Source organism: uncultured Stenotrophomonas sp., assembly GCF_963519125.1.
Taxonomy (GTDB): domain Bacteria; phylum Pseudomonadota; class Gammaproteobacteria; order Xanthomonadales; family Xanthomonadaceae; genus Stenotrophomonas.
In genome coordinates this window covers 12,240-29,307 of sequence record NZ_CAUQLJ010000026.1, presented here as the reverse complement: position 1 = coordinate 29,307, position 17,068 = coordinate 12,240, and the positions used below count along the sequence as shown (strand labels likewise).

Below are 17,068 nucleotides of genomic sequence, written 5' to 3'. Positions count from 1 at the left end.
CCCGATGACCGATTCCGCCCCCCAGCATCCTGCCCGCATCCTTGATGGCCGCCGCATCGCCGAGGACCTGCTCGACAGCCTGAAGGTGCGCGTCGACGCCCGCGTGGCCGCCGGCGGCAGCCGCCCGGGCCTGGCCGTGGTGCTGGTCGGTGGCGACCCGGCCTCGACCGTCTACGTGCGCAACAAGCGCCGTGCCGCCGAGAAGGTCGGCATCGAGGCGCACGACTACGACCTGCCGGCCGGGACCACCGAAGCCGAGCTGCTCGACCTGATCGACCAGCTCAATGCCGATCCGAAGATCAATGGCATCCTGATCCAGCTCCCGCTGCCGGGCATCCCCGACGCGCGCCGGCTGATCCAGCGCATCGACCCGCGCAAGGACGTGGACGGCTTCCACCCGGAAAACGTCGGCCACCTGGCCCTGCGCGAGTTCGGCCTGCGGCCGTGCACCCCGCGCGGCATCACCACGCTGCTGGGCCACACCGACCAGCCGGTGCGCGGCCGCAACGCCACCATCGTCGGGGTGAGCAACCACGTGGGCCGGCCGATGGGCCTGGAGCTGCTGATCGCCGGCTGCACCGTGACCAGCTGCCACAAGTTCACCCCCAAGGACGTGCTGGAGCAGTCGGTGCGCAACGCCGACATCCTAGTGGTGGCCGTGGGCCGCCCGGGCATCGTGCCGGGCGAGTGGGTCAAGCCGGGCGCGGTGGTGATCGACGTGGGCATCAACCGCCTGGACGACGGCCGCCTGGTCGGCGACGTGGGCTTCGAAGCGGCCGCACAGCGCGCCAGCTGGATCACCCCGGTGCCGGGCGGGGTAGGGCCGATGACGGTGGCCACGCTCATGCAGAACACCATCGAAGCTGCCGAAGCGTCCTGAATGGCGACACGCGGCGCGACACAGCGTCGCATCTGGCCCCTGCCCATCGGGGCCAAATCAGGGTAAAATGTCGCGCTTCCCCACATCTCGGGTATGCCGATGCTGCGCATCCAGGCTGAAGCACTCACTTACGACGACGTCTCGCTCGTCCCCGCCCACTCGACCATCCTGCCCAAGGACGTCAACCTCGAAACGCGGTTGACCCGAGACCTGAAGCTCAAGCTTCCGATCCTGTCTGCAGCCATGGATACCGTCACCGAAGCCCGCCTGGCCATCGCCATGGCCCAGCTCGGCGGCATGGGCATCATCCACAAGAATCTCAGCCTGGAACAGCAGGCCGCGGAAGTGGCCAAGGTCAAGAAGTTCGAGGCCGGTGTCATCCGCGACCCGATCACCGTCGGCCCGGAAACCACCATCCGCGACGTGCTGGCCCTGACCCAGGCGCACAACATCTCCGGCGTGCCGGTGGTGGGCAGCGACGGCCAGCTGGCCGGCATCGTGACCCACCGCGATATGCGCTTCGAGACCGAGCTGGACGATCCGGTCCGCCACATCATGACCAAGAAGGATCGCCTGATCACGGTCAAGGAAGGCGCCGCGTCCGACGAAGTCCTGCAGCTGCTGCACCGCAACCGCATCGAAAAGATCCTGGTGGTCAACGATGATTTCGCCCTGCGTGGCCTGATCACCGTCAAGGACATCCAGAAGAACACCGATTACCCGAACGCCGCCAAGGACATCGCCACCCGCCTGCTGGTCGGTGCGGCCGTGGGCGTGGGCGGCGACACCGACCGCCGCGTCGAAGCGCTGGTCGCGGCCGGCGTGGACGTGCTGGTGGTGGACACCGCGCACGGCCACTCGCAGGGCGTGCTCGACCGCGTCAGCTGGGTCAAGAAGCACTTCCCGCAGGTGCAGGTCGTCGGCGGCAACATCTGCACCGGCGAAGCTGCGCTGGCGCTGCTGGACAGCGGCGCGGACGCGGTCAAGGTCGGCATCGGCCCGGGCTCGATCTGCACCACCCGCGTGGTCGCCGGTGTCGGCGTGCCGCAGGTCACCGCGATCGACCTGGTCGCCGAAGCGCTGCAGGACCGCATCCCGCTGATCGCCGACGGTGGCATCCGTTACTCCGGCGACATCGGCAAGGCGCTGGCCGCCGGTGCTTCGACCATCATGATCGGTGGCCTGCTGGCCGGTACCGAGGAATCGCCGGGTGAAACCGAGCTGTTCCAGGGTCGCTCGTACAAGAGCTACCGCGGCATGGGCTCGCTGGCGGCGATGGAGAAGGGGTCCAAGGACCGCTACTTCCAGGACGCGTCCAGCGCCGACAAGCTGGTTCCCGAAGGCATCGAAGGCCGCGTGCCGTATCGCGGTCCGGTCGGCGGCATCATCCACCAGCTGATGGGCGGCCTGCGCGCCACCATGGGCTACGTGGGCTGCGGCACCATCGAAGACATGCGCAGCAAGCCGAAGTTCGTCAAGATCAGCGGCGCCGGCCAGCGTGAGAGCCACGTCCACGACGTGCAGATCACCAAAGAGCCGCCGAACTACCGCGCTTGATGCCGGTGAGCAGAGAGGAACGAGGAAGCTGATTCCCGTTCCTCTTTCTCTATCTGCCTTCCGTTTCCGTCATTCCGATTTCCATCCTGCTTTGCCTGGGCGCCATGACCAACATCCATAACGATAAGATCCTCATCCTCGATTTCGGCGCGCAGTACACCCAGCTGATCGCGCGCCGCATCCGCGAGCTCGGCGTGTACTGCGAGATCTGGGCGTGGGACCACAACCCGGCCGAGATCGCCGCGTTCGGTGCCAAGGGCATCATCCTGTCCGGCGGCCCGGAATCCACCACCCTGCCGGACGCGCCCGCCGCGCCGCAGGAAGTGTTCGACAGCGGCCTGCCGATCTTCGGCATCTGCTACGGCATGCAAACCCTGGCTGCGCAGCTCGGTGGCGCCACCGAAGCGGCCGACCAGCGCGAGTTCGGCCATGCCGAAGTCAACGTGGTCAACCCGGATGCGCTGTTCAAGGGCCTCAGCGACCACGGCGGCGAGCCGCGTCTCAATGTGTGGATGAGCCATGGCGACCACGTCTCCAAGGCACCGCCGGGCTTCACCATCACCGCCACCACCGACCGCATTCCGGTGGCCGCGATGGCCAATGAAGAGAAGCGCTGGTACGGCGTGCAGTTCCACCCGGAAGTGACCCACACCCTGCAGGGCCAGGCGCTGCTGCGCCGCTTCGTGGTGGACGTGTGCGGCTGCCAGACCCTATGGACCGCCGCCAACATCATCGACGACCAGATCGCCCGTGTGCGCGAACAGGTGGGCGATGACGAAGTGATCCTGGGCCTGTCCGGTGGCGTCGATTCGTCTGTCGTGGCTGCGCTGCTGCACAAGGCCATCGGCGAGAAGCTGACCTGCGTGTTCGTGGATACCGGCCTGCTGCGCTGGCAGGAAGGCGACCAGGTGATGGCGATGTTCGCCGAGCACATGGGCGTCAAGGTGATCCGCGTCAACGCCGCCGACCGTTATTTCGCCAAGCTGGAAGGCGTGAGCGACCCGGAAGCCAAGCGCAAGATCATCGGCAACCTGTTCGTGGACATCTTCGACGAAGAGTCCAACAAGCTGAGCAACGCCAAGTGGCTGGCGCAGGGCACCATCTACCCCGACGTGATCGAGTCGGCCGGCAGCAAGACCGGCAAGGCCCACGTGATCAAGAGCCACCACAACGTGGGCGGCCTGCCCGAGCACATGAAGCTGGGCCTCGTCGAGCCGCTGCGCGAGCTGTTCAAGGACGAAGTGCGCCGCCTCGGCGTCGAACTCGGCCTGCCGCGCAGCATGGTCTACCGCCATCCGTTCCCGGGTCCGGGCCTGGGCGTGCGCATCCTCGGCGAAGTAAAGCGCGAATACGCCGAACTGCTGGCCAAGGCCGATGCGATCTTCATCGACGAACTGCGCAAGGCTGACCTGTACGACAAGACCAGCCAGGCCTTCGCGGTGTTCCTGCCGGTCAAGTCGGTGGGCGTGGTCGGCGACGCGCGGGCCTACGAGTGGGTGATCGCGCTGCGCGCGGTGGAAACCATCGACTTCATGACCGCGCACTGGGCGCACCTGCCGTACGATTTCCTCGGCACGGTGAGCAACCGCATCATCAACGAGCTGCGCGGCGTGTCGCGCGTGGTCTACGACATCTCCGGCAAGCCGCCGGCGACGATCGAGTGGGAGTGAATTGACGTCCTTCGAGGACTATCGCCAGCTATCGAAAAACTGACGTAACGTGTTGATTTAGAAGAAAATACGTCGCACCAGCTATCGGTAGCTATCGCCGGCCAGCAGAAAAAGTTGACGGTAGAGCTGACGGTAAAAATCGAGGCCGGATTAAGACACTCTCGTTCACTATTCAGACTTTTACCGTCTTTGACGGTAAAAGCCTTCTCGGGAAAGCTTGTTTTATGGGGCTTTCCGGGCATCAGCAGGTCTCCAAGTCCCTGACGGTAAAACCTGACGGTAAATCCGTCACATGCCGGAGGAAACCTCGATGCTGACCGACGCTGCACTACGCAATTTCAAACCTAAGTCCAAGATTTATAAGGCTTCTGACCGAGACGGGATGTACGTGACGGTATCGCCTGGCGGAACGATCACGTTCCGCTACGACTACCGGCTCCACGGCCGCCGCGAGACGCTGACCCTCGGACGCTATGGCCCTGGTGGCATCTCGCTGGCAATGGCGCGCGAACTGCTGCTGGACGCGCGCAAAGCCGTTCTCAAGGGTGTCTCGCCCGCGCTGGAGAAGCAGCGTGAGAAACGCCGGGTGGTCGCCATCAAGACCTTCGGCGCGGCGATGGAGACGTGGCTGGCCAACGCAAGGCTGGCCGACAGCACCCGCGCCATGCGCAAGCACATCATCGACCGGGACATCCTGCCGGTCTTCCAGAATCGCCTGCTGACCGAAATCCAGGCCGAAGACCTGCGGGCCTTGTGCAACAAGGTCAAGGATCGTGGGGCGCCGGCCACGGCGGTACAGATTCGGGACATCGTGAAGCAGGTCTACATCTACGCCATCGCCCACGGTGAGAAGGTGGACAACCCCGCCGACAGCGTGGGCGCGGCCTCGATCGCCACCTTTGTGCCGAAAGATCGCGCCTTGTCGCCGCTGGAGATTCGGCTGTTCATGCAGCAGATGGAATCGGTGGCGACCTATCCGACCATCAAGCTGGCGCTGCGCTTGATCCTGCTGACGCTGGTACGCAAGAGCGAACTGATCCACGCCACCTGGGATGAGGTCGATTTCGAGAGCAAGACCTGGACGATTCCTAAGCAGCGGATGAAGGGGCGCAACCCGCACGTGGTCTATCTATCGCGCCAGACGCTCGACATCTTCGTGACGTTGCACGCCTGCGCGGCGGGATCAAGGTTCGTTTTTCCGTCTCGCTATGACGCAGAACGGTGCATGTCCAACGCTACTTTGAATCGCGTCACAGGGCTAGTAGTGGAGGCGGCAAAGACCAAGGGGCTGCCGCTGAAACCCTTCACCGTCCATGACCTGCGCCGGACCGGCTCGACACTGTTGAACGAAATCGGCTTCAACCGCGACTGGATCGAGAAGTGCCTGGCGCACGAGGACGGGCGTTCCTCGCGCTCGGTTTACAACAAGGCCGAGTACGCCGAGCAGCGGCGCCACATGCTGCAAGAGTGGGCCAACCTAGTCGATGCCTGGGGCGGTGGGCAGACCTACGTGCCGAAGCTGTTACCGGCGAACGTGGTGGTGCCGGCGTTGAGCGCGATAGCCTGAAACAGTGGCTTGGTTGTCACTTGACAACCAAGCCAATCATCCCCATACTGGAGATCATTGATGGCTCGTTCCCCTCATCCGAAGAAAGATGTCGAGGAAGCTCTCAGGCACGCCGAAGGGCAGGGCTGGCGCGTCGAAGTCGGCGGCAGCCACGCTTGGGGGCGGATGTATTGCCCTTACAACGATGAAGAATGTCGCTGCGGCGAGTTCTGCATCACCAGTGTATGGAGCACGCCGAAAAATCCCGGCAACCACGCGCGCTCCTTGCGGCGCGTCGTGGACAACTGCACCACGCACCGGCCGCAGCGCGACGCTGATGATGGTGCCAAGGAGTAGCGCGATGGAATACACCTTCACTCTGAAATATCAGCTCACGGATGCTGACCGCGACCCGGATGCACTGGTGGAGCGCCTGGGCGAAGCCGGCTGCGACGATGCCTTGGTCGGCATCGGGCAGCCGGGTCGGTTGGCGCTGGAGTTCACCCGCGAGGCAGCGGATGCGGACGAGGCCGTGCGTAGCGCGCTGGCCGATGTGCGCTGCGCCGCGCCGACCGCGCGATTGATCGAAGTAGCGCCGGATCTGGTGGGTCTGACTGACGTGGCCGACATTGTTGGCGTGTCGCGGCAGAACATGCGCAAGCTGATGCTGGCGCATCCGGGCAGCTTTCCGGCGCCGGTGCATGAGGGCAGCGCGTCGATCTGGCATTTGGCGGACGTATTGGCGTGGTTGCAGGCCAAGGGCAGCTACTCGCTGGCCAAAGACGTGTTTGAGGTGGCACGGGTGGCCTTGCAGGTCAACGTGGCGAAGGAGGGGCGGCGATTGCCGCGCTCGACATCCAAGGCACTGGAGGCTTTGATTGGATGAGCGCCGCTGCTTGGCCTTATGCCTCGCTCGAACCCGCCCGGACAGGGCGGGCTTTTCGTAGGTAGACATCCGGTTTCGACACGCCGGCGCGCGGAGCCTGCTTTCGTTCTTCGACCCAGGCTTCCACTTCTGCCAAGTCCCATACGACGCAGCGTGGCGTCAGGTTGAAGCGACGTGGGAACTCACCGCGACGCTCCATTTCGTAGATCGTCGTTTCGGCGAGGGGAACGATCTGCCGCAGTTCCTGCCGGCGAATGGTGCGACGGAAGGGAAGGACACTGCGCTTTGGAAATTGCGGCAAAGCCTCGTAGGCATCCGTGCCTGGCAAGGGGAGGCCGACATCGGTGCCGGCAGTATTGGGGGCTTGCGATAGCTGTTCCACCTCGGACTCCATGGTTCTGCTGCATGGAGACATGGTGAAGTTCAATACCTATCGGGACAACTTGCTGCGGCGTAGTGGAGCGGGTTCGATGTGGTATTTGGATGTTGCGTCCCGGCGTACCGCCGTCGGGTTCGCGGGCTGCGCCCCGCGCTTCGTGCCGAATCGCGGCCATCCGGCTTTGATCCCTGACGCCTTCGGCCCTGTTGGGCCTGCGCGCTGCGCTTGCTCAACGGCGGGTGTGTGCAGTGGGCGGGGTGTGGGCGGTCTTGCTGTTCCCTTCACCATATCACGGCGTTCTCGCCGTCAAGGGCGGCGCGCGCTTGTGCGCGCTTGCGTCCTGGCGGCCGTCTGCGACCCCTGACTGCTTGCGCTGCGCCGTGCTGGCGACGGTTCCGGGCAATTCCGCCCGAGCAACCGGAGCACGATCATGTCGCAACTGTCCTTTTCCTCGTTCGATGCCTCGCTGATGGTGCGTGATGCACAGGGCCGCTATCTGCTGGCGACGACTGACCAGATTCTGGAGGCCGCGCGCCAGGCTATCGAGCACAAGATGCAGCGCGGTGCGTCATTCAGTTCGCCGGTGGCGGTCAAGGAGTACCTGCGCGCCAAGCTGGCTGGGTTCGAGCACGAGGTGTTCGCCGTGCTGTTCCTCGATACGCACCATTGCTTGATCGAGTATGCCGAGATGTTTCGAGGCACCATCGACAGCGCATCGGTGTATCCGCGCGAAGTGGTCAAGCAGGCGCTGCGGCTCAATGCGGCGGCGGTCATCGTTTCGCACAACCACCCGAGCGGGAATCCTGAGCCGAGCGCGGCCGACAGGGCACTGACCCAGCGGCTCAAGGAGGCGCTGGCACTGGTGGACGTTCGCATTCTGGATCACGTCATCGTCGCGGGCGGCAACACCGCGTCATTCGCCGAACGCGGCCTGATCTGACCAAGGGGGCTTCGGCCCCCTTTTTTGCTGCGTCCGGTGGCGCAACTCCGGCCCGCGCCGGCCTGCGCGGGCCTGCGCGCTTCGCTTGCCGAGAACCGGGGAACGTGAAGGTGCAAGGGAGGCGGTCTTGCTGTTCCCTTCATCGTGCCACGGCGTGCTCGCCGTCAAGGGCTGCGCGCCGATGGCGCTGGCGTCCTGGCGGCCGTCGTTGACCCCTGACTGCTTGCGCTGCGCCGTGCCCTGGAAGGGGTGGGCAATTCCGCCCGGCAACCTTTCAGGAGTTCACCATGAACTGCGCATTCATCACCGACGAGCAGCGCATCGTGCTGCTGGCCAATGGCCGCGAATCCTTGCTGAACCCGGACTTCGATCCGGCCCCCGTGGTCAAGCTGTTCACGCCGGATGCCGGCGCGACCTGGCTGCTGACCGAGATTGATCCCGATGACCACGACCACGCCTTTGGTCTTTGTGACCTGGGCCTGGGGATGCCGGAAATCGGCTGGGTCAGCCTGGGCGAACTGGCGACCGTGCGCGGCGGGCTGGGCCTGCCAATCGAACGCGACCTGTCTTTCCGGGCCGAAAAGCGGTTGAGCGCCTATGCGCGCGATGCGCGCCTGGCCGGGCGAATCGTTCAATGATTGCGCGGGGCGTCGCAAGATGCCCCGTTCAAGGTCTCAGCAGATCCGGCAGGCAGTCGGCGAATGCCGGCTGGATCTTGCTCACGGGCTTGGCCACGGTTTCATCGCCGGTGAGGACAGCCATCGTCATGCCGGTCATGGTCGTCAGACCGTTCGAGCTGCGCAGTACTTGCAGCGCAAGATCGACCGGGAAGCCGTCGGCACTACGCCGCAGCGGATGAATGCCGCCATGCACGAATGAGTTCATGCCGTGCCAGGTCACATCCTTGAAGTGCAACAGCATCTGGTGCGCGGCTGCCGGCGCGCCTTGTCCGACTCGCTTGCCGATCTGCTCAATCATTTCGCTGGCGCCAGGCAAGTTCTTGGCTGCCCGTTCGCTCTGCTGCGTCAGTGGCGCCAGCAACTTATCGATCGCTGCGTCGCTAGCTGCGTAGAGCAGCCACATTGCCCGTGTCAGGGCCTCGAACTGCAGGCGCATGAGGCCGACGGCAGACGTGGGCAGTCGCAGCGACATCAATGCTCGCATTGCCGCCGCATGTTCCATAGCGACCAAGCACATGCCGAGGGTTGATTCGCCGCGGGGCGATCCATCGAAATCGGCATCGCCCAGCAGTTCATCCAGCCGCTCGTGCAAGGTATTGGAACGGTGGAGCATGTGCTCCAACGGGTCGTTGTTGATGATGGTTTCCTCCATAGAGGGATGGTAGGACAGTCGTGCGTCCCCGGCCAAGCAGACATGGCCGGTCGCGCTGTCGTGCTTCGCATCGAGCCGCCTGCGGCGTCTCGCCCCCTTCGGGCTTCCATCGTTCCCTCGCTCCGCTCGGCTGACGCCTACGGCCCGGCTTCCAGCTTCGGGCCTGCGCGCTTCGCTTGCGTGCGGTCGGCACACAGGGATGGCCGTTGCCTTGTCCAGCCGTCTCCCCTGACTTCATCACCTTGTCCGCGACTGTAGCCCGCGGCCGTGTGCCGTCAAGGCGCGCAGGGCCGTGTCCTCGGCTGCGCCTGCGGGCCGCACCAACCCTGCGCTTGTCTCCTTGACGGCCCCCGTCCGCGCGCTCCTTTGGCCGCGGGCGATGAACTCAGGAAAGACGGTGGCAACAGGGCCAACCGGGTTCCTCGTGCCGACCGCACCGAACAGCCGAAAGGCTGGGCTCCGAATCTAGGAATCCGGTGTGCGGTTTGAACAGCAACCCTTTTCGTCAGGAGAAATGCCATGCAACTCGCATCCCGATTCGCTTCCCGTTCCCCGTCGCTGCGCAGCGATTACCCGCTGTCCGATGACCAAATCCGCCGCGTGGCCCCGTCCATCTTCGCGGACGCCCCGCATGAGAGCCGTTCCGAACGGTACGCCTATATCCCGACCGCCGCCGTGCTGGCGGAACTACGCAAGGAAGGGTTTGAACCCTTCATGGCAGCACAGACCCGCGTGCGCCACGACGACCGCCGCGACTACACCAAACACATGCTGCGCCTGCGCCACGCCAGCCAGATCAACGGCGCGGAAGCAAATGAAATCGTGCTTCTCAATTCGCACGACGGCACCAGTTCTTACCAAATGCTCGCGGGCATGTTCCGGTTCGTGTGCAGCAATGGCCTTGTGTGCGGCGACACCGTGGCCGATGTGCGCGTGCCGCACAAAGGCGACGTGGCCGGTTCCGTCATCGAAGGCGCTTACGAAGTCTTGCGCGGCTTCGACCGCGTGCAGGAATCCCGCGATTCCATGCGCGCCATCACCTTGAACGATGGCGAATCCGAAGTGTTCGCCCGCGCCGCGCTGGCCCTCAAGTACGACGACCCCGACAAGCCCGCGCCCATCACGGAATCGCAAATCCTGATGCCGCGCCGCCTTGATGACCGCCGCCCGGACTTGTGGAGCGTGTTCAACCGCACGCAAGAGAACCTGACCCAAGGCGGCCTGCGCGGGCGCAGCGCCAACGGACGCCGCCAGCAAACCCGCCCGGTGCAGGGCATCGACCAAAACATCCGCCTCAATCGTGCGCTTTGGCTGCTGGCCGATGGCATGCGCCAGTTGAAAGCCTGAATCCCCACGCGGCAGGGGCAGGCAGCAGCCCTTGCCGCTTCTCTCGCTGCTGCATCCCAACCGCTAGGAGTTATCACCATGAACGCCGTACTCAAAACCGAAGCCATCACCATCGAAGCCGCCGCCCCGCTGGAAATGGCCGACCCGTCCAAGAACCTGATTCTGGTTCCGCTCTCGCAGTTGCTGCCGCGCCGCTCCAAGCGCAACGCCCGCAAGATGCCGCGCCTGTCCATCCCCGAACTGGCCGCGAGCATTGCCCGCATCGGCCTGCTGCAAAACCTTATCGTCATCCTTGCCACCGATGGCGAGGCTTACGAAGTGGTGGCAGGCGACCGCCGCCTGACCGCCTTGAAGCTGCTGGCGAAGAAGAAGCGCATCCCCGCCGACTACGAAGTGCCGTGCCTGCTGGTGCCCGATGCGTCCGCTCGTACCGTCAGCCTCGCGGAAAACCTGATGCGCGAGCAGATGCACCCCGCCGACCAGTTCGAGGCGTTCGCCGCGCTGGTCAAGGAAGGCCGGCCCATCGAGGACATTGCCGCCGACTTCGGCGTGTCCCCGCTGGTGGTGCAGCGCCGCTTGAAGCTCGCCCACATCGCGCCGCGCCTGATGGCCGACTACCGCGCCGGAACCGTCACGCTGGAACAGTTGATGGCCTTGACCATCACCGACGACCACGCCGCGCAGGAAGCCGCGTTCTATGGTGCGCCGGAATGGCAGCGCAGCCCGCCCAAGCTGCGCGAGCGCCTGACCGAGCGCGAAATCGACGCCGCGCACGCGCTGGTGCGCTTCGTCGGGCTGGACACCTACCGGCAGGCAGGCGGCGGCATCCGCCGCGACCTGTTCGCAGAAGGCGCTGCCGGAACCTACCTCACCGATACCGCAGTGCTGGAAACGCTGGTGCGCGACAAGCTGGCAACGCTGGCCGAGGACGTGCGCGCCGAGGGCTGGGCGTGGGTGGAGGCCGTGCCGCATCTGGCCTACGAGGAACGGCAGGCGTTCCAGAACGCCCCGCGCCATCGCCGCGAGCCGACCACCCGCGAGGCCCGCCGCATCGCCTCGTTGGAAACCCGCCTCGAAAAGATCGACGCCGAACTGGAAGAAGCCTGCGACGCCGAGGACGAGGCCAAGGCCGAGAAGCTGGAACAGCGGCGCGATCAGGTGGTCGGGGAACTGCAAGACGCGGAGGACGCCTTACAAGGCTATGCGCCCGAGGTGCGCGAGGTGGCCGGTGCCATCGTCACCATCGACCGCAACGGCGAGGCCGTCATTCATCGCGGCCTGCTGCGCGAGGCCGAGGCCAAGGCGCTGCGCACGCTGGAAAAGCTGCGGCGCGGTTTCAGCAACACCGAAGGCGAAGCCGCCAACGACGAGCACGAGGACGCCGACGACGCGCCCAAGGCCGCGAGCCTGTCCGACCGGCTGGCGCAGCGGTTGAGCGCCCACCGCACGGCGGCGCTGCAAATCGAAGTCGCACGGCATCCGCACGTCGCGCTGGCCGCGCTGGTGCATGGCATGGTGCAGACCGTCTTGCAGCCCGACGCCTACGGCGATGGCCTGCCGCTCGGCGTGCGCCTCACGGCGCAAGACCGACTGGAAGGCATGGCCCCGGACTGGCCGGAATCGCCCGCTGCCGTGGCGCTGCGCGAACTGCAACAGGTGGCCGGTGAAGCCTTGCCGGAGGACAGCGCCGAACTGTTCGCCGCGCTGCTGGCGAAGCCGCAAGACGAACTGGTGCGGCTGCTGGCCGTGTGCGTGGCTTCCACGGTGGACGTGGTGACGCCTCGCGCCACGGCGCACCAGCCCGGCGGGGAACTGGCGCAGGCCGTGGGCCTCGACATGGCCGCATGGTGGAAGCCGACCGCAGAAGGCTATTTCAAGCACGTTTCCAAGGCCGTGATTCTGGATGCCGTGGGGGAGTACGCGCCCGAGCAGGTCAACCGGCTGGCGAAGTTGAAGAAGGCCGACATTGCCAGCGAGGCCGAGCGGCTGGCCGATGGCACGGGCTGGATGCCCGGCATCTTCAAGGCCGCAGGCCCGCAGGATGCCGCGCAGGAGGAAAGCCCGGAGCAGGACGCCCCGGAGGATGCCGAAGCAATGGCGGATGAACCCGCCGAGGCGCTGGCCGCTTGACCCGCGCCGAAGGCAAGCGCCCCGGCCTCGACCGGGGCGCTTCGCTGCAAGGAGAAGCCCCCATGACCCGTACCACCACCAGTCGCCCGCGCATGGCGGCCATCTACGCCGCCGGCACGGTACGCGCCCGCCGCTGGCACGGCGCAGGCGACGTGCGCGGCTACCGCCCGCCCTCGGGCTGGTCAGCCCGCGCAGACCTCACCGACATTCATCCCCTCACGGGCCGCGCCTTGCCGCGTGCCGTGTGGTGGCTTATCGAGACGAAGGAATAACCGCGTTCAGCACCGCGCCCAGGCCGTGCCGTCCTGGGCGCGGTGAAATGCAAATCCGGTCGCGGCAGTGGCCGCGCCCGGTGTTCAAGGCCAGCAGCCGATTCAGAACGCCGCCGCCTTCGCGCTGGCTCAGGCGGCGGCGTTGAAAGCATCGCTGTAGTGCGCGATGCCTTCGGGAACCGGCCCATGTAGGGCCAGCGCCATGAAGTAGCCGGGCGGCACGCCCGGCAGTTGCAGGCCCGCATGGGCCTGAAAACCAAAACCCGCGTAGTACGCGGGATCGCCCAGCAGCACGCAGCCTGCGGCCTGCATGGCCCGCAGTTCAGACAGCGCCTGTTCCATCAGGCGCGAGCCGATGCCGTGCCCTTGCCTTTGCGGCAGGACGAAGATCGGCCCCAAGCCGTACCAGCCTTCGGCCTTGTGGCCGTTGCGATCGGTGATGGTCACGGGCGACAGGGCCACATGGCCGACGACCTGGCCGTGTTCCTCGGCCACGATGGAAAGCGTCAGTTCGCCGGCGGCGCGCAGGGCGCGCATGATGAACTGCTCGGTGTGGCTGGTGTGCGGTGCATCGGCGAAGGCGGCGACCGTGACGGCCTCGATGGCGGCCATGTCGTCAGGTGTTTCGTGTCGTAGCTGGATGGTCATGGACTGCTCTTGGATTCCTTCCTGAAAATATAGAACGGCCTGGGCGTGTCGGCGCTTCGCCCCGCCGGGCTTTCGGGCTACGCCCCGTGCCGTCTTTGTCGTCACGGCCATTCGACTTCAATCCCTCACGCCTTCGCGCCTGCGGCGCTGCGCGCTTCGCTTGCCTCCAGGGGAAAGCCCTGCGGGCTATCCCCGCCGCGCAATGCTTGGCGCCCCTCGATGCGACCGAACCGGCTGCGCCGGATCGCCCCGCCGCAATGGACGGGATGCTGGCGAACACGCTGGCGCTTGCTGCGGCAGGTTGTGCAGATGCGTGCCGTCCTCAACGCTGGCGGTTCCTGCCCATCACGTTACGAAGGACGGTTCACGGACAACCCAACCGGCATCGCTGGTCTTGTTCCACGCCACGCCTCAAGACCGGCACCGCAAGGTGCGGCGGGGGCGTTCTCGCCTGTCATTGGGTGGTTGACCTTGCCCGCGTCAGTGGGCGAGCCGGAGAAGCCTTCGGGCGGGGATGCCGAGTCGGCTCCATCTCCTTTCGGAGCGGTTCGTCCCAAGGCGTCCTTGTCTCGTTGTGAATCCTGGCGGGGGCGCGGCTGCGCCTCGGGCTTCATGGCTGCAACCGTCCGGCGAAAACAATTTCCCCGCTGCTGCGCGGCTTCCTCGCGCAGCAAATTGTTTTCGCCTCCCGGCTCTCCACTGCGTTTCGACCGCAAGCGGTGCAGCCAGCCCGTCCCCCGCTGGCCGGATCACAACAAGGACGCGATGGGCGCGAACCTTGTTCCACCGAAAGGAGAAATCATCATGGCCAACATCGGCACCTTCACCGCAGACAAAGACGGCTTCACCGGCACGCTCCGCACCCTGACCCTCAACGTCAAGGTCAAGCTGGTTCCCAACGACAAGGGCAGCAGCGAGAACGCCCCCGACTTCCGCCTCCAGGCCGCCGGCCACGACATCGGCGCGGCGTGGAACAAGACCAGCGAGGCCGGGCGGGAATACAAGTCCGTGACCCTCGACGATCCTTCGTTCCCGGCTCCGGTCTATGCCCGCCTGATCGAAGGCGAGGACGGCACGCACGACCTGATCTGGTCGCGCAGCAAGCCCCAGGCGGCGTGACCGCCGCAGCGCCCCGTCCATTGCGGCGGGGCGCTGCGCTATCACTACGTCCCATACCAGACCGAGATAGGCAGTGGCCTTTTTCGGGTCGCATCTTCATGTTGGGAAGCCAGCACCAGCGGCTGCGATCAAAGCATGGCGTTTCGGCGCGTTGCGCCACCGGGCTTTGCGGGCTGCGCCCCGTGCCGTCTTTGCCGTCACGGCCATTCGACTCCAATCCCTCACGCCTTCGCGCCTGCGGCGCTGCGCGCTACGCTTGCCTCCAGGGGATCGGCGCAAGGCCCATCCCCGCCGCGCTGCACTTGGCGCCCCTTGAACACCGCCGAACCGGCCTGCGCCGGATCGACCCCGCCCAGCCTACGGCAGGGCTGCCGCTGCGAGCTGGCTTTCAGCCTCGCTCATCAGCACCGCCGTGCTGCATTCGAGCGCGCCGGCAATCTTGAAGATGATCGCCAGCGTTGGCATGTGCTCGCCGCGCTCGATCTTGCCCATGTGCGAACGTTCGACGCCAGCCAGGTGCGCCAGCGATTCTTGCGCGATACCGCGCTCTATCCGCAGCGCACGCACCGCAGCGCCGAAGGCGTGAGCCAACTCGGCGTCATGGGTGGTGGAGCCAGCCGGTCGGCCGGGCTGGACGGATCGCTTCTGCATGGACAGAAGCGTCGATTCGCCGCACAATTAAAACCACGTTATCTTTAACTCATTCATCAAAACCCCACCGTTTTACGCTTCTGCAGAAATCCGTATTTACGGACTCCGACAAAGGCGCAGACCCACGGAATCACAATCGTGTTCATGCCCAAATCCGCCGATACGGTTTTGCGCCTTCACGCTTTGGCGGATTCGTGCAGCCGACGGGAATCGCCATGAATCCGCTCATCACCGAGGACGACCGTGTGTGCCTGCTGGCCCACGGCCAGGCCCGCGCCGCTGGCCGGGCCATCGACCCGGTGCCCGTGGTCCGGTTGTTCACGCCGGACGCGCATGTGACTTGGCTGCTGGCCGCGCTCGATCCCGCCGATGGCGACACCGCCTGGGGACTTATCGACCTGGGGATCGGTATACCGGCGCAAGGCACCGTCAAGCTATCCGAGCTGGCCGGCATCGTCGGGCCGCGCCAGCAGCCCGTGATGCGTGACCTCTATTTCTGCCCAACGCGCACGCTGTCGGAATACACCCGGCTGGCCCAGCGCGACGGGGCTATCCCGGACTGAACAAGGCTGACTGTGATTTTTTCAGTCTGGTGTCATGCCGGTCAGGTCTCAATCGGCATTCTTGCGGCATACCCCGGCCAGTCTGATCGAAACAGTCATGATGCGTGGCGCGGGTTGCGGCAGGCTGGACAATGCAGCGCTCCAAGTTCGGAGTGCTGCCGCCGCCGCATTGAGACAAACACTGCTACGCATCGGAGCCATTCGGTCTTGACCCCTTCCACCTATCTTGAACCTCCAAATTTTCCAACGATGGCGATGTAGCGCGTAGTCCCTTCCGTGACGGCGAATCCTGTTCTCAGGGAGGAGGCGCCATGGTCAATCCCCATCACCTCGCGCACTGGTATCCCACTGCGGCGTACCTGTTTGTCCTGTGGCTCGATGCGCTCGCGCTGGCTTGGGAATACCTGCGCAGGAATCCCGACTACCGGCTTGACTGGCTGCGCCATCATCGCCGGCTGCAAGCTGCGCAGCAGGCGGCTCAACGCTGGGGCTTGCGCTTGCTGGAAGACCCAGCCCTGGATGCGCGCGACGCGCATCCGGCCTGGCTGCCCGGCTCCGATGCCGTGGTGCAGCTCTACCCGGATGCCGATCCACCACTGGACGCCGCCGCGTTCGCGTTCTGGCACATCCCCGGCCACAAGCACCTGCTGCATGATGGCAAGGGCCTGGCGCTGATCGCGCGCAGTCCTGGTCGCTGCCTGCGCTTCGCGCTGGCGCCCGGCCTGCAAGACGGCATGGCCGTGGTCCATGCCTATCGCGGCGGCACTACCGCGCCTGCGCGCGGCTATGCGCCGGGCGCAGCCATTGCCGATGCCAAGCCCAGGCCAACACCGGCCGCGCTGCTGGAACTGCATACCCTGCAAGCGCTCGACGCCACCCTGGCGGGCGCGTCCTTGCGCGAGGTCGGTGAAGGCTTGTTCGGCGTGGATGCCTTGGCCGATTGGTACAGCGACGGTGGCCTGCGCTCGAAGGTGCGCCGTCTGGTGCGGCGAGGCGATGCAATGATGCGCGGCGGCTATCGCCGGATAGCACAAATTTCGCCGCTTGAGAAGGGTCGTTCTGATGATGGCGCAAAACGACCCTGAGCAGAACAGCTTGGTTTTCTGAGACTGCCTCCATCCGGTTGCGCTGTGTGGCCGGAGCTTTGA

At 65.5% G+C, this 17,068-nt stretch carries 18 protein-coding genes; 14 read left to right on the top strand and 4 right to left on the bottom strand.

Annotated elements, in window-relative coordinates; all coding sequences use genetic code 11:
* Positions 1–4: 4 nt before the first annotated feature.
* The 6 genes from folD to RYM47_RS17240 all read left to right on the top strand — a co-directional run bounded on the left by folD (position 5) and on the right by RYM47_RS17240 (position 6,539).
* Positions 5–880 carry a bifunctional methylenetetrahydrofolate dehydrogenase/methenyltetrahydrofolate cyclohydrolase FolD gene (folD, locus tag RYM47_RS17265; protein ID WP_315389510.1) on the top strand — a complete coding sequence of 292 codons (876 nt, stop codon included), beginning with the start codon at positions 5–7 and terminating at the stop codon, positions 878–880.
* 99 nt (positions 881–979) lie between these two features.
* The gene (guaB, locus tag RYM47_RS17260; RefSeq protein WP_315389533.1) at positions 980–2,437 is read left to right on the top strand and encodes an IMP dehydrogenase; all 1,458 of its coding nucleotides are present in this window, start codon (positions 980–982) and stop codon (positions 2,435–2,437) included.
* 104 nt (positions 2,438–2,541) lie between these two features.
* Complete coding sequence (gene guaA, locus RYM47_RS17255; RefSeq protein ID WP_315389508.1) at positions 2,542–4,107, top strand: glutamine-hydrolyzing GMP synthase; 1,566 nt, start codon at positions 2,542–2,544, stop codon at positions 4,105–4,107.
* A gap of 310 nt (positions 4,108–4,417) precedes the next feature.
* Positions 4,418–5,674 (top strand): tyrosine-type recombinase/integrase, encoded by a 1,257-nt coding sequence (locus RYM47_RS17250; protein ID WP_053505376.1) that lies wholly within the window; start codon positions 4,418–4,420, stop codon positions 5,672–5,674.
* A gap of 60 nt (positions 5,675–5,734) precedes the next feature.
* Entirely contained in the window at positions 5,735–6,010 is a 276-nt protein-coding gene (locus tag RYM47_RS17245) for a hypothetical protein (protein ID WP_080376526.1), read from the top strand.
* A gap of 4 nt (positions 6,011–6,014) precedes the next feature.
* Positions 6,015–6,539 (top strand): DNA-binding protein, encoded by a 525-nt coding sequence (locus tag RYM47_RS17240; protein ID WP_053505377.1) that lies wholly within the window; start codon positions 6,015–6,017, stop codon positions 6,537–6,539.
* 16 nt (positions 6,540–6,555) lie between these two features.
* Here the strand turns inward: RYM47_RS17240 and RYM47_RS17235 are convergent, their stop codons facing one another.
* Positions 6,556–6,933: an AlpA family phage regulatory protein gene (locus RYM47_RS17235; RefSeq protein WP_053505378.1), complete on the bottom strand. Its 378-nt coding sequence runs from the start codon at positions 6,931–6,933 to the stop codon at positions 6,556–6,558.
* 415 nt (positions 6,934–7,348) lie between these two features.
* On the opposite strand from RYM47_RS17235, the gene radC reads away from it, so the two are divergent.
* Complete coding sequence (gene radC / locus RYM47_RS17230) at positions 7,349–7,858, top strand: DNA repair protein RadC (protein ID WP_053505379.1); 510 nt, start codon at positions 7,349–7,351, stop codon at positions 7,856–7,858.
* A 287-nt stretch (positions 7,859–8,145) separates the two neighbouring features.
* On the top strand, positions 8,146–8,496 hold the full coding sequence (locus RYM47_RS17225; RefSeq protein ID WP_053505380.1) for a DUF2958 domain-containing protein: 351 nt from the start codon (positions 8,146–8,148) through the stop codon (positions 8,494–8,496).
* Between the two features lie 28 nt (positions 8,497–8,524).
* On the opposite strand, the gene RYM47_RS17220 is transcribed toward RYM47_RS17225, so the two are convergent.
* Complete coding sequence (locus tag RYM47_RS17220; RefSeq protein ID WP_053505381.1) at positions 8,525–9,190, bottom strand: hypothetical protein; 666 nt, start codon at positions 9,188–9,190, stop codon at positions 8,525–8,527.
* 519 nt (positions 9,191–9,709) lie between these two features.
* Here RYM47_RS17220 and RYM47_RS17215 point away from each other — a divergent pair.
* From RYM47_RS17215 to RYM47_RS17205, 3 genes are all read left to right on the top strand, one after another.
* A complete protein-coding gene (locus RYM47_RS17215; RefSeq protein ID WP_094098535.1) occupies positions 9,710–10,537 on the top strand; it encodes a DUF932 domain-containing protein in 828 nt (275 codons plus the stop codon).
* A 78-nt stretch (positions 10,538–10,615) separates the two neighbouring features.
* On the top strand, positions 10,616–12,667 hold the full coding sequence (locus RYM47_RS17210; protein WP_070207188.1) for a ParB/RepB/Spo0J family partition protein: 2,052 nt from the start codon (positions 10,616–10,618) through the stop codon (positions 12,665–12,667).
* Between the two features lie 62 nt (positions 12,668–12,729).
* Positions 12,730–12,939, top strand: coding sequence for a hypothetical protein (locus RYM47_RS17205; RefSeq protein WP_053506338.1), 210 nt, complete (start codon positions 12,730–12,732; stop codon positions 12,937–12,939).
* Between the two features lie 129 nt (positions 12,940–13,068).
* Here the strand turns inward: RYM47_RS17205 and RYM47_RS17200 are convergent, their stop codons facing one another.
* On the bottom strand, positions 13,069–13,587 hold the full coding sequence (locus RYM47_RS17200) for an N-acetyltransferase (protein WP_053506339.1): 519 nt from the start codon (positions 13,585–13,587) through the stop codon (positions 13,069–13,071).
* Between the two features lie 804 nt (positions 13,588–14,391).
* On the opposite strand from RYM47_RS17200, the gene RYM47_RS17195 reads away from it, so the two are divergent.
* Positions 14,392–14,706, top strand: a complete 315-nt coding sequence (locus RYM47_RS17195) for a DUF736 domain-containing protein (RefSeq protein ID WP_023103964.1) — start codon at positions 14,392–14,394, stop codon at positions 14,704–14,706.
* Positions 14,707–15,063: 357 nt separating this feature from the next.
* Here RYM47_RS17195 and RYM47_RS17190 read toward each other — a convergent pair whose 3' ends face one another.
* Positions 15,064–15,357 carry a helix-turn-helix transcriptional regulator gene (locus RYM47_RS17190; RefSeq protein ID WP_053506350.1) on the bottom strand — a complete coding sequence of 98 codons (294 nt, stop codon included), beginning with the start codon at positions 15,355–15,357 and terminating at the stop codon, positions 15,064–15,066.
* A 215-nt stretch (positions 15,358–15,572) separates the two neighbouring features.
* On the opposite strand from RYM47_RS17190, the gene RYM47_RS17185 reads away from it, so the two are divergent.
* Together RYM47_RS17185 and RYM47_RS17180 are read left to right on the top strand one after the other, a co-directional pair.
* Complete coding sequence (locus RYM47_RS17185) at positions 15,573–15,920, top strand: DUF2958 domain-containing protein (RefSeq protein ID WP_053506340.1); 348 nt, start codon at positions 15,573–15,575, stop codon at positions 15,918–15,920.
* A gap of 311 nt (positions 15,921–16,231) precedes the next feature.
* Positions 16,232–17,005: a DUF2285 domain-containing protein gene (locus RYM47_RS17180; protein WP_047289076.1), complete on the top strand. Its 774-nt coding sequence runs from the start codon at positions 16,232–16,234 to the stop codon at positions 17,003–17,005.
* Positions 17,006–17,068: the final 63 nt, after the last annotated feature.